At 43.0% G+C, this 13,378-nt stretch carries 10 protein-coding genes and 2 pseudogenes; 11 read left to right on the top strand and 1 reads right to left on the bottom strand.

The features are described from left to right. Positions 1–74: 74 nt before the first annotated feature. From MOST_RS01045 to MOST_RS01020, 6 genes and pseudogenes are all read left to right on the top strand, one after another. Positions 75–1,148, top strand: a complete 1,074-nt coding sequence (locus MOST_RS01045) for a bifunctional phosphoglucose/phosphomannose isomerase (RefSeq protein ID WP_054937266.1) — start codon at positions 75–77, stop codon at positions 1,146–1,148. 5 nt (positions 1,149–1,153) lie between these two features. Further along, a complete protein-coding gene (pfkB, locus tag MOST_RS01040; RefSeq protein WP_054937265.1) occupies positions 1,154–2,119 on the top strand; it encodes a 1-phosphofructokinase in 966 nt (321 codons plus the stop codon). A 35-nt stretch (positions 2,120–2,154) separates the two neighbouring features. After that, positions 2,155–4,395: a glycyl radical protein gene (locus MOST_RS01035; RefSeq protein ID WP_054937264.1), complete on the top strand. Its 2,241-nt coding sequence runs from the start codon at positions 2,155–2,157 to the stop codon at positions 4,393–4,395. Between the two features lie 180 nt (positions 4,396–4,575). Beyond that, positions 4,576–4,797: pseudogene (locus tag MOST_RS01030) on the top strand (glycine radical domain-containing protein); the annotation flags it as partial. A 33-nt stretch (positions 4,798–4,830) separates the two neighbouring features. Next, positions 4,831–5,946, top strand: coding sequence for a sugar ABC transporter substrate-binding protein (locus MOST_RS01025; protein WP_054937262.1), 1,116 nt, complete (start codon positions 4,831–4,833; stop codon positions 5,944–5,946). Positions 5,947–6,048: 102 nt separating this feature from the next. After that, positions 6,049–7,566 carry a sugar ABC transporter ATP-binding protein gene (locus MOST_RS01020; protein WP_054937323.1) on the top strand — a complete coding sequence of 506 codons (1,518 nt, stop codon included), beginning with the start codon at positions 6,049–6,051 and terminating at the stop codon, positions 7,564–7,566. A 305-nt stretch (positions 7,567–7,871) separates the two neighbouring features. Here MOST_RS01020 and MOST_RS01015 read toward each other — a convergent pair whose 3' ends face one another. Beyond that, positions 7,872–8,948, bottom strand: a complete 1,077-nt coding sequence (locus tag MOST_RS01015; RefSeq protein WP_244267101.1) for an IS110 family RNA-guided transposase — start codon at positions 8,946–8,948, stop codon at positions 7,872–7,874. Between the two features lie 358 nt (positions 8,949–9,306). On the opposite strand from MOST_RS01015, the gene MOST_RS01010 reads away from it, so the two are divergent. The 5 genes and pseudogenes from MOST_RS01010 (at position 9,307) to MOST_RS00995 (ending at position 13,284) form a co-directional block, all read left to right on the top strand. Further along, positions 9,307–10,272 carry an ABC transporter permease gene (locus MOST_RS01010; protein WP_153060770.1) on the top strand — a complete coding sequence of 322 codons (966 nt, stop codon included), beginning with the start codon at positions 9,307–9,309 and terminating at the stop codon, positions 10,270–10,272. 12 nt (positions 10,273–10,284) lie between these two features. Then, entirely contained in the window at positions 10,285–11,268 is a 984-nt protein-coding gene (locus MOST_RS01005; RefSeq protein WP_083476699.1) for a glycyl-radical enzyme activating protein, read from the top strand. Between the two features lie 203 nt (positions 11,269–11,471). Continuing rightward, positions 11,472–12,560, top strand: coding sequence for a M24 family metallopeptidase (locus tag MOST_RS01000; protein ID WP_054937260.1), 1,089 nt, complete (start codon positions 11,472–11,474; stop codon positions 12,558–12,560). Then, positions 12,561–12,775 (top strand): annotated as a pseudogene (locus MOST_RS18385) (IS1634 family transposase); the annotation flags it as partial. 302 nt (positions 12,776–13,077) lie between these two features. Further along, a complete protein-coding gene (locus tag MOST_RS00995) occupies positions 13,078–13,284 on the top strand; it encodes a hypothetical protein (protein ID WP_054937259.1) in 207 nt (68 codons plus the stop codon). The last annotated feature ends 94 nt before the right edge of the window (positions 13,285–13,378 follow it).

Below are 13,378 nucleotides of genomic sequence, written 5' to 3'. Positions count from 1 at the left end.
AGGCATAATGCTGGTAGTAATGCTGAACTTCGCCCCCAACTTCTCACTTTTGATATAAGGAGAGGATTGCCGCAATGTACATCGACCTTGACGACCTGATGGCCTTACAACAACTGGACAGCGCCGGAGCCCTGCGGGATACCGTAGACTACTCCCGCCAGTTTGCTGAAGGCTGGGAACTGGCTCAGAAATGGCCACAAAATTTACCGGCCGGGGAAATACGAAAAATAATCGTCCTGGCCACCGGCGGCGGTTCCGCAGCCAGCGTCAGCCTTTTACAATCCTATCTCTTTGACGAATTGCGGGTACCCATGGTCCTGAACCAGGGCTATACCATCCCGGCCTGGGTTGATGCAAACACCCTAGCGGTTGTCGTCAGCCATTCTGGCAATACCGAAGAAATTTTAAGCGCCTACACCCAGGCTGTAAATGCAGGTGCACAGATTGCCGTAATCACTGCCGGGGGACAACTGCAGGCCCTGGCCAGGGAGAAAGGACACCCTGTACTCCTTGTTCCCGGCGGTATGATGCCCCGCATCGCCCTGGGATACATTTTCCTACCCCTGCTGGGCCTGCTCCAGCGCCTGGGCCTGGTGCAGGATAAAACGGCGGAGGTAAAAGAAACCATCACCCTGCTTAAAGACCTGGCCGGCCATTACGGCCCCGAGGTTCCGGCTAAGGATAACCTGGCCAAAACCATGGCCATGGAGATGGATGGCTACATCCCGGTCATTTACGGCTCCCTGCCCTTTACCGACGCCATAGCCTGGCGCTGGAAAAACCAGATGGGGGAAAATAGCAAATTAATTGCCATGTTCAATGCTATACCGAGCCTGCACCATGACGAGGTCGTCGGCTGGGACGCCCCCAGCGCCTACTTAAAGCACTTTTACTTTACCTTCTTACGGGATGCTGAGGACAGCGAGAAAATCAGGCGTCGCATGACCACCTCCCAGGAGATCCTGAGGCGCCGGGCTGCCGGGGTAAGGGAAGTCAGCTCCCGGGGACATTCTCGCCTGCCCCGTCTTTTCTCCCTGGTTTACCTGGGTGATTTCATCACCCTGTACCTGGCCCTGGCCCGGGGAGTAGACCCGACACCGGTGGAGGTCATCGACCTGTTCAAACGGAAAATGGCAGCAGGGGAATAATTCCTATGATTACCACGGTTACCGTTAATACCGCCATTGATAAGACATATATAGTGGAAAATTTTGGCCCGGGCGGCGTCTTCCGCGTCCAGCGCGTCATGGCCCAGGCCGGCGGGAAAGGTCTGAATGTAGCCAGGGTGGTGAAAGCTTTTGGAGAGGAGGTGGTTGCTACAGGGTTTATAGGAGGTTATAATGGCAGATTTATTGAGGAAAGTCTGGCAGCTGAGGGGATTAAGGGGGATTTTGTTCATGTATCCGGTGAATCGCGCATCTGCCTGAATATCCTGGACACGGCAGGAAAAACCCAAACCGAACTCCTGGAACCTGGACCGGAAGTTACCTTTGAAGAAGGAGAAAGGTTGAAAGAAAAGATAAAATTCCTGGCGCGCCAAAGTCAGGTAGTCACCATGTCAGGTAGCCTTGCCTGCGGTTTAATGCCCGACTTTTACTCACATTTAATTGAAGTGGCACATAAAGAAGGAGCTAAAGTCATCCTTGATACTAGTGCTAGAGCCCTGAAGGAAGGCTTAAAAGCAAGGCCTTTCATGGTAAAACCTAACTTGCAGGAAGCCGAAGCACTGACCGGAAAATCCCTCGCAGAAGAAAAGGCCCAGTATGACTTCTTAGAGGAAATGATAGAAACAGGGGTAGAAGTTGCAGTTCTTTCTCTGGGAGAGGCGGGGGCTCTCATTAGGACCCGTGAAGCTTTCTTCAAAATTATTCCTCCACGGGTCGTAGCCGTGAACACTGTTGGTTGCGGCGATTCTTTTGTGGCCGGTTTCGCCGTCGCCTTGGCAAGAGATGATAGTTTGTTAACTGCGGCTAAATTGGCTACTGCAGTTGCTACAGCTAGTGCTACTAGCTTGGGAACGGGAGAATGTAAAATTGAATTAGTAGAAAAGCTTATGTTACAGCTAGAAGTGTATGATATCTCTTCACATAATTGCTTATATAAAAAGGGCTTTAGGTAAATTTGAGGTTTAAAACAGCAAAGGGGGAGTAGAAAGTGGCAGCAGAATTAAAACCTTTTCAGATGGAATTAAAACCCGAGAGAACTCCTCGTATTGAATCTTTATACCAATATATTACTTCCTTTAAACCTGGTATTTGTATCGAAAGAGCGTTCTATTTAACGGAATCCTATAAAAAGAACATGCATTTACCTGTAATGGTTCGTCGAGCCAAAGCTATTGCTAACGTACTTGATAATATGACCATCTATATATTACCGGGGAGCCTTTTAGCAGGTAACCAGGCCTCCAAACCCCGTTGGGCACCTTTATTTCCTGAGTTTGATGTGGAATGGATGGAAAATGAAATAATTAAAGGTAATCCTTTCTACCCTTGGGAACGACCCGCTGATAAATATGACTTTGATCAAGGAAAAACAGGTGAATTAAAAGCTATCTTAGATTGGTGGAAAGGCCAAACCCATACAGATAGGCTACGAGGTCGACTTCCTAGAGAGGCTTTAATAACACATTTTGATATTAAAGCTGTTGATATAGGAGCATACTTCCAAGGTGGAGATGGTCACTATAGCCCCGACCACAAATGGTTATTTGAACATGGGCTACAATATATCATCGATCAATGTGAAGATTATCTTTCTAAACTAGATTGGAGTGCCCCGGATAGTATTTTAAAGAAAGATTTTTATGAATCTGCTATTATAAGCTGTAAGGCAGTGATAAGATTTGCCCATCGTTATGCTGAACTGGCAGAAAGATTAGCATCCGAAGAAAAAGATGAAACTCGCAGGCAAGAATTGCTTAGAATGGCCGAGATTTGTCGCAGGGTGCCACAATACCCCGCACGTACATTCCATGAAGCATTACAATTTATGTACTTCATTCATCTTTGTATTCAAATTGAGGATAACGGAGCAGGAATTTCGATAGGCCGCTATGATCAAATTATGTGGGATATATATCAAAAAGATCTACACGAAGGAAGGTTGACAAGGGAACAAGCTTTAGAGTTGACCGAGAACTTTTACCTGCAAATCTATACTTTAAATAAAATTAGGAGTTGGGGAGATACTGATTATTTCCGGGGTGTACCAATGTTCCAGAACCTTACTATTGGAGGCCAGGATCCAAAAACCAAGAGTGACTCTACTAATGAGTTAAGCTATATTGCTTTAGAGGCTACAGCCAATACCCGAGTACCGCAACCTTCTTTAACTGTTCGGTTCCATAGAAAAACCCCGTTAGAATTTAAAATAAAAGTGGCTGAAGTTATAAGGCTTGGGATGGGATTACCTTCTGTTTTTAACGACGAGGTTTATATTCCTGCTTTAATTAATCGGGGTTATGAAATAGATGATGCATATAATTACTGCATTATTGGCTGTGTAGAACCCGGTGTTTCAGGCTTGCTAGGGGGAAGAACCGGAGGTGCGTGGTTAAACTTAACAAAGATACTTGAGATGTCTCTTTATAATGGCAGAGATCCTCGGACAGGTATTACTTTACATCCAAATAAAAACGGAAAGGATTTATCGACTTTCAGTTCTTTTGAAGAAGTTAAAGAGGCATACCTTGATCAATTAGTGTATTACCTTACTATGGAAGCAATTCTGGAAAATACCATTGATCAATGTTGGGAAGAATATTTGGAAGAACCAATTGCCGCGATATTTGGTTGTCCAACTACTACTATTCCCAGAGGTAAACCTTTGAAAAAAGGTGGTGCAAAATATGATTTTACTGGTCAGCAAACCATAGGTATTGCCAATGTGGCAAATAGCCTATATGCAATTAAAAAGCTAATTTTCGATGATAAAGTTCTTACTGGAGCCCAACTTTTACACGCATTAGAAACGAATTTTCAAGATATGACTACCAATCCTACAGGGCCAGAAATTAAAGCGATGTGTTTGAATGTACCTAAATATGGAAACGATATCGATGAAGTTGACTTTATAGCTCGAGATATGTTAGCCTATGTAGCTAACTCCCTGAATAAGTTTAAAAATACTAGATACGGTAGAGGTCCTATTGGGTGTATTTTCCACTGTTCTACCAGTACCGTTTCCAGTAATACACCTTTCGGAAAGGTTTGTGGGGCTACACCTGACGGTCGGGATGCATGGACACCTGTTGCAGATGGACAGTCACCGATGAGGGGTACAGATAAAAAAGGTCCTACCGCTGCAATAGCTTCTGTATCTAAATTGAATAATATTCTACTTTCATGTGGATCTCTTTTTAACCTCAAGTTTGTTCCAGAAGATTTACGATAAACATTTTGGCTCAGTAGAAAGATTTAAGGAAAAAGATCAGTAATACTAGAGACAGAAGAATAAAGAAATCTTGGTTTAGGAGGTGGTTATAAAAGGATAAGGTAAATATAAAGTTTTAGAGTTTGTAATTAACATTAAAAAGGAGATGATATTATGTCATTGGAAATTCAACGTTCTTCGGGATTAAGAAGATTTGTGGGTATAATTGACCAATATTTTGCTTCTGGTGGTGCCCAAATGCAGTTTAATGTTGTAAGCAAAAAAACCCTTTTGGATGCTCAAAAAAATCCCGAGAAGTATTCTGATTTAATTGTTCGTGTGGCTGGTTATAGTGCCTACTTTACTCAATTATCCAAAGATGTTCAACAGGATATCATCGAAAGAACAGAACAAAGGCTTTAATTAATATCTTTAAAGATTAAAGGAGGCAATATCATGAAGAAAAAGTTTCTCCCACTTTTGATTGCTCTAGCATTTTCATTGGTGTTGTTATCAGGTTGTGGTTCTTCAACTACTGATTCTAAAGGTGCATCATCAAAAACTAGCTCAGACAATCAAACAAGTGCAGCAGCTCCTGAGATAACCCAGGCAATGTTAGATTCTAAACCTGAAGAACCTGTTGGTCAAAAAGACCAGTTCAAAGGTCTAACCATTGGGTTTTCCCAAAGAAACTTGGCCGGTAGTGAATGGTACGAGAATTTGATCCGTGTAGCAAAATTGGAGGCTGATTACTTAGGTGTTAAACTAGTTGTCTTAGATGCTCAAAGCAATTTAGCAAAACAAGTATCGGATATTGAAAACTTGATCAGCCAAAATGTTGATGCTATAATTTTAAATCCTCAGGATTCCACTGGGGTTTTACCTGCAGTTAAAAAAATCCATGACGCTAAAATCCCCTTGATAGTAGTTAACAGTGCTCTTGACCCATCCGGTGCGCCGTTTACGTTCGTATCAACCTATGCATTTAATACAGGGTATAAATCCGGAATGGAGTTAGCTAAGGCAGTTGATAAAAAATATGGCTGGAAGGATGAAATTAAAGCAGTAGTACTAAGCGCAAATCCACAGGAACTGGAATCTGATCAACGTCGTTGGGGACAGTTAGCTGGTTATAATGACTATATGCTACAAAAATATGGTAAATCTAACTTAAAAGTTGTAGCCTATGATTATTATAAATGGTTACCTGATGAAGCATTAGCTAAGATGCAAGATATTCTGCAAGCCCACCCTGATATTGATGTAGTATTTGCAGCTTGTGACGGTGGTACTCAAGGTGTTGTTCCCGCCTTAAAAGCTGCAAACCTGCTTGGTAAGGTGCTAGTTACCTCCATTGATGCAAGAAAAACAGTTTTACAATGGATTAAAGATGGAGATAAAGGGATCGTGGCTTCAGTTTCCAACGATCCACGGTTGATGGGTAAATGGGCAGTATTCTTTGCGGCTCATGCAGCTAAAGGTTATGTAACACCTGCTACTTTCTATGTTCCAAACCCTGCAATAAATACGGAAAACGTAGATAAGTATCTCGATCCTAATTCCAAGTACTAAATTAAAAGTAAAGAAGGGTCCTGGTTCTAGGTCAGCGCCAGGGCCCCACCTTCCCCATTTCCAAGGAGTGGTTTATTAGTGGCTGAAAATATTGTTCTTCAAATGGTCGAAATCACTAAAGACTTTCCCGGAGTGAGAGCCCTTAGCCGAGTAAATTTTAGTGCCAAAAAAGGTGAAATTCACGCTTTGGTGGGGGAAAATGGCGCCGGCAAATCTACTTTAATGAAAATTCTTAGTGGCGTTTACCCCTATTATTCTTATCAAGGGAAATTAATCTTATTTGGCAAAGAACAAAAGTTTACTAAACCAAGGGATGCTGAACAAGCAGGTATTGCTATTATTCATCAGGAACTAATGCTGATAAATGAGTTAAGCGTAGCAGAAAATATTTCTCTTGGCCATTTAGATTCTAGGTACGGTTTGGTTAACTGGGAAAGGGTTAATGAACGGGCCAAAAAGGTACTGAAACAACTCAACTTGGAAATTAATGTACGTACCAAGGTAAAAAATCTTGGCGTTGGCCAGAAGCAATTGGTGGAAATTGCCAAAGCACTTTCTCTGCATAGCAAGGTTTTGATTCTTGATGAACCTACTGCAGCGTTAACAGAAACAGAGGTAGTTCAACTCTTTAACGTGTTAAGGACACTAAAACAGAAAGGTATGACACTCATTTATATCTCTCACCGTATGGGAGAAGTGTTCGAAATAGCCGATCGGATTTCAGTGTTGAGAGATGGACAATTAATATGTACTGAAGATAGAGAGAATATGACCCATCAAAAGGTAGTCTCATTAATGGTAGGCCGTGAAATTACTTCATTGTTTCCTGATGCTCATATAGAACCAGGAGAAGAACTTCTTAAAATTGAAAATTATTCAGTTCCTAATCCTGATAAAGTAGGGAAATGGGTAGTTAAAGGGGCCAATTTAGCGGTACGAGCCGGTGAGATTGTTGGGATAGCGGGGTTACTAGGGTCAGGTAGAACAGAACTAGTAAGTGCCATTTTTGGGGCCTATAAAAGTAAAGGTATAGGTAAAATATACATCAAAGGCCGTAAGGTTACTATAAAAAATCCTAAACAAGCTATTCGGCAAGGGCTAGCCTTTGTAACAGAGGATCGTAAATTTAATGGTTTATTACTTCAATCAAGCATTATGCAAAATATATCGCTTGCTTCTTTAAAAACTATTTCTAAAAACGGTTTGATATTAAAACCTGCTGAAAAGAGATTGGCAGAAAGTCTTGTTAAAGATCTAAGGATCAAGACGCCGGGAGTGAATATACGAGTCTCCAACTTAAGTGGTGGTAACCAACAAAAAGTAGTTTTAGCCAAATGGTTAGCCACCAAACCAATGATTTTAATCTTGGATGAGCCTACTAGAGGTGTTGATGTTGGTGCTAAGTCAGAAATTTATCAGATAATGAAGGAATTGGCGGCAAATGGGGTAGGGATCATTATGGTTTCCTCTGACCTTCCAGAAATAATTGGAATGAGCGACCGTATTTACGTGACGCATCAAGGCGAAATTACTGCTGAACTCAAAAAATCAGAAGCAACAGAAGAACTTATAATGCAGTATGCTACTGGGACGCGCTATGAAATGCCAAAGGCCCTTTAAACTTTATGGATTAGACCCGCGGTAAAATGCCAAGACCCTGAACTGGAAATTTTAATGTCTCAAAATGTAAAAAAGGCAATAAGAAACCAAGCCGGCAAAGCAAAACAATAATTACCAGCACGAACAGTAAAAGGCAGTTGCAAAAGAAATGTTTAACCTAACCTCCTTTGCCGGTAGATTTGGCCCTCTCTCAGCAGCGTGAAGACCATGCGCACAAGCTTGCGGGCAGACAAGACCAGGGCACGTTTATGGTGATGATGCCTGGCTTCGGTAAATTTCTTACGGTAGAACGCGGCATATTCCGGCTACCGCACCTGGACGGAATTAGCCGCCTCAATGAGGTAGTACCGTAAGTAATAATTACCGGACCTGGTGAGGGGGATATCCTCGGCAGAAAACTTACTGGACTGATGCTGCCGCCAGGTCAGGCCCGCGAATTTAGCAAGGGCATTGTGGTTTTTAAACCTGGAAATGTCGCCGATTTCGGCTACAATGCCAGCGGAGTAAACTGGCCCGATCCCAGGAACGGTATCCAGAGTCTGAGGAATAGCTTTTAGTTCTTTAGCAATGACTTGGTCGATCTTCTTCTGCTGGGTTTCAAAGAAGCGGATGGTCTCCAGGGACATGGCTAGGGTAACATCAACAGCGTCCCGCATTTTAGGGTTTAAACGGTAGGAAGTGCGGGCCGCCTGTTTAATAACTCTGGCCATCTCCGGGACATCCTTCAAGCGGTTATTACCGTGCTCAAGGATCATATCGACCAGTTCTTCCACCGGCATATTAGCAATTTCATCAGGGGTGAGGTTACCAACGACGGCCCGGGAGGCCTGCCCGAACAAATCGGAGAAGGGGCACTCCTTCTGGTAGGTAGAGAACTTAAGGAATATCAGATTGAGGGCCCTGTTCTTCTCACGAGTGAGGTTGCTGACCAGGTGATAGCGGAACCGGGTAAGCCGTTGCAAAGGAGCATAGGTCATATCAGGAGGGGGTGTTGGACGTACCCGTCCAAACCGCAAGCAATCAGCAATAACCCGGGCATCCAAGGCATCGGTTTTAGCCATATCCGGGTAGATATGCTTAAAGCCATCAATCACCTTGGGGTTAATCACCGCTATTTCCGTCTCAAAAGTCGAGAGTTCAGGAGCCTCATGCAGGGCCTGGGAAAGGTGCCACCAATACAGGTTAGTAGCTTCCATGCCAATCTTAACCTTATCAGCATCAATGAGCTCAGCTTCAGTAACAATCCTTTCCACAAGCCTTTCGGCCCCGGGGAGGTCGTTGGAGACGCTAAAACCGCAGACATCTTCGCCGGTATTGTCGAGGATGCGCACCACATTGGTGTCAGAGCCTATATCGATGCCGACAAAAAGGGTTTTACCCATAGCAAAACACCTCCTTTCCCGGGGAAGTAGCGAACCAAGAAATTGGGGTATCCCTGGGAACCCGGCGTAACAGCAACCATGCTGATGAGCACCGACCCTTAAGAGATTGGTGCGCAGCTCCTTGCTGAAGGGAGAACCTCTAAAGGGCGTGCGACCCGCGCGTAAGCGGTTGCCGCCAGGCCCGGGGAGCAGTCTAACCAAGCACTTAGGAGTGCAGGAGGTAGAAAACTGCCCCGCCATCGGTTCTACCGTGATTGTCCCAGAGGATACCTCAAAGGTCAAACATTTTTTGCGACAAAAAATAAATGACCAACTGGATATTCAACCGTTGGTCATATCATATAAGGAGGTAAAAGTTATGTCTAAAGCTATAGAACAAGCAAGAACTAATACTAATATAAACTTTAAGGCGTTAATTAATTTCTTTGCAAAATACTATCTGGTTTTCACACTTCTTGTTTTAATTATTACTGGGTCTGTTCTTTCCGACAAATTCCTCATGACAAGAAACATAGTTAATGTTCTACTACAAAACTCTATTATGACTATCATCTCTATGGGTATGTTATTTACAATCATAACCGGGGGCATTGACCTTTCAGTGGGCTCAATCGTAGCCTTAAGCGGATGCTTAGTTGCCGGATTTATTCAAGGTGGTATGAGTATATTTCAAGCAACGTTCATTTCATTATTATTAATGAGTTTGATAGGTTTGTGTAGCGGGATATTGGTTAGTTACGGAAAAATAGCTCCCTTTATAGTTACTTTAGCAATGATGACTATAGTCCGTGGCATGGCTTATATTTATCAGGTTGGAGCAGATAGAAGAATAGACGGTACGGCTCTACCTGAGATTATCAACTCTAACGTAGGAATTGTTCCTGTTCCAGTTATTGTAATGGCTATCATTGTTGTTATTGCTGGTTTTATTTTGGAAAAGACAACTTTTGGTCGCGGAGTTTATGCCATCGGTGGTAATGTTGAAACCGCCCGTCTAGCCGGTATTAATGTAAATTTGCATCTTATACTTGTATATATTATTTCAGCAGTGTTGGCAGCTTTATCAGGGATTATTTTAGCAGGCCGTTTAAGTATGGGTACGGCCCTTGTAGGACAAGGTTTTGAGCTGGATGCTATTGCTGCTGTAGTAGTCGGTGGGGCTTCTTTATCTGGAGGAACCGGCACTGTTGTTAATACACTGATGGGTGCGTTTATCATCGGCATTCTCGCTAACATTATGAATCTCTTGGGCATTGCAGCTTACCCACAAATGATTATTAAAGGAATAATAATTATAGCAGCAGTTTTAATTCGTAAGGAGTAGGATGAGCTGGAAATGATAAAAGGTGCAATTAAAAGATCAACATTAAAAGAATTGGAAAACGTTTCCGGTACCGTTACTGAAATTGAACGATACGCTATACATGATGGTCCTGGTATTAGGACAGTAGTGTTTTTAAAGGGATGTCCATTAAGGTGTCGTTGGTGCTGTAATCCTGAAACCCAGAACAATTATATTGAGATGGCATTTTTTGTTGAGAAATGTATAGGTTGTGGCCGCTGTTTAAAGGCTTGCCCTTATAATGCGATAACTATATCTCATGCAGAGATGTCCGTAGATAGGTCTATATGTAAAGAAAATTGTTATGGTAAAACAGAACAATTTTTATGCACTCTACAGTGTTATCCTCAAGCACGACGGGCAATCGGGCAAACGATGACTGTATTGCAAATTTATGAGGAAGTTAAAAGGGATTTACCTTTTTATGAAGCAACAGGCGGTGGAATAACTATATCCGGTGGTGAACCGATGGCTCAACCGGAGTTTGTTTACTCTCTTCTTCGTTATTGTAAAGAAAATTGGATTGATACTGCCCTAGAGACGAGTGGTTCGGGTTTATGGGAAGATTATCAGGCAATTGCTTCTTATCTTGACGTACTTTTTGTTGATTTAAAAAGTCTCGATTCGGAAAAGCATAGATTATGGACTCAAAGTGATAACAGCAGAATTTTGACTAACATTCAGCGGCTAAGTGAATTGGCTGCAAAAAGTGATTTAAAAATGTATATACGTGTACCTATCATTCCTGGTTTTAATGATACTGAAGAAGATATTCGAGGCATAGGTTACTTTGTTAGAGACAATTGTCAGGGAGTACAAGGGATTGAACTACTACCTTATCATAAATTAGGGCGGGGAAAATATAAAAGCTTAGGCAAGGAATATGTATTAACTTATTTGGAACCTCCCTCAACAGATAAAATGAATAATTTTAATGATATGCTACTGAAATTAGGAGTACAGACTTATCAGTTCTGAATTTTAAACTCAAGAGGCCGATAAACGTCCAAATATGATTAGGTGAAAATAGGGAGGTATCTGTCTCTCGTATTGCCGTTTTAAGTAGATGCTAGGAAATTTTTATTTAAGATAACAGATATTTGATGAATATTCTTTATTAGGATTTTTTATTAGGGAATTATAGCTCCTATACTTGTGACTTCAGGAGGCAACAAACGACCTTGGAAGAGTGGAAAATTAAACAGCAAAAAGTGAGGGAGTTTCTAAGGGCCAAAGATCTGTCCGCATTCATCTTTAGTCGCCGTTCGAGTTTCGCCTGGCTTACAGATGGTGGAGAAAGTTGTGTCAACGAGGCTTCTATAATGGGAGATGCTCATCTGGTTATAACACCTGAGCGTCTTTATGTAATCGCTCCTAACAATGAAATGAATCGCTTATTGGAAGAAGTCCTTGGTGACCAGGGCTATGAACCGTTGAGTTATTCCTGGTGGGAAAACGGGATACCTACCATAGAGAAGTTGTTCAAGGCTGGCCGGGTAGGTAGCGATATGGCGCTGCCGGGATGTGTTGACCTTTACCAGGAAGTAAAGCGATTGCGTTATAATCTCATGCCAGGGGAACAGGAACGCATCCGTATTTTGGGTAAGAGGGCCGCGGATATATTGAGTGAAGTATGCCGGCAGATACATCCTGGCGATAGTGAAATAAAAATCGCCGGTGTAGTAAAAGGTAAAATGGACTCAGAAGGGATAGCTACCCCCGTTGTCCTCGTAGCTGCTGACGACCGCATTACCCGGTACCGTCATCCACTACCTACTGAAAAAGAAGTAGAGCGTCTGGTAATGGTTGTCGTATGCGCGCGGCGTTGGGGATTGACTGTAGCCTTGACCAGGATGGTCCATTTCGGATCAGTGCCACGGATACTAAGCGAGCGTTTCCGGGAAGTAAATACCATCCTGGCGAGATTAATTAGTGCCACAACTCCGGGGAAACCAATAAAAGAAATTTTTTCGCTAGCAATACAAACCTACGCCGAACTTGGTTATCCATATGAATGGAAGAATCACCACCAAGGTGGTCCTATCGGCTATGATACACGGGAATACCTGGCCTCTCCAGAATGTGATGATATTGTGCTGCCGGCACAGGGTTTTGCTTGGAATCCCACCCTACCTGGTGTTAAAGCTGAGGATACTATTTTAGCTTTAGAGGAAGAGCAGGAGATTCTTACAGTAGGTAAGGATTGGCCAACCCAAATAATTGAAACTGATAGAGGAAAACTGGAAATGCCTGATATTTTAACATTATAGCTTCGGCAAGCGATGGAAAATGCCTCGCCGGCAGGAATCCGGGAAGCGTTAAACTCCCTCAACTTTGCCAGGTAGAAGTCGAAGGAGAGACGTTCTTTATTAAGGCCCAGAGTACAGAGTTGAGCAAAAAGATCCTGCGGCTAGTGCGGATTGCACCGCCGGGAAACATAACTCGTAAAGAGGAGTTTGCTACCCGCTGGCAAGGCCAGCAGTAGTGGCAAAATGCACGTCTTTTTTAGATTTTATGCTGGTTTCGGGGGTTCAACTGATAAAGTCAGAGGACGAAAGATTAAGTTACACTTAATTGTGAAACCAGGCACAAAAGCAGAGAGAAAGCGGCGATGAGGTGGAAGATGTAGGGGGTAATGCTGGTTAAGTACAACCTAACTACTGGATAGAAATTCCACCATTTAATCATTGTCCTCTGGCCTGAACGATGTTTCCGATAATTTAGGAATAAACTTCTATACAGCCGCAAAAGAAAAAATGGTATAATATAACTACCGGGGGAGAGGCCGTGACCGGTAAAGCAAAAAAGAAGAAGAAATACGAGCGCCTGGAGGAGCGCCTGAGCCAGGACCCCAGGACGAGGGCGCAATACCTATCCCGTATGAAGTGGAAGATGGATTATCTATCAGCTTTAAAAACCGCCGAGAGCAGGGGCAGGACAGAAGGCAAAATAGAAGGCAAAATAGACATAATGGAAGGGCCAGCCCCACAGTAGCGATACGTAGGTTATATTGGTACAATAGAGACCAATACAGAGCTACAAGCTAAGGAGGCTGGCAAGATGAATTATACCACATATGTAGGGCTGG

This window comes from Neomoorella stamsii, assembly GCF_002995805.1.
Lineage (GTDB): Bacteria > Bacillota > DSM-521 > Neomoorellales > Neomoorellaceae > Neomoorella > Neomoorella stamsii.
Note: the sequence above shows the minus strand (reverse complement) of the source record. Positions and strands in the feature narration are given on the sequence as shown.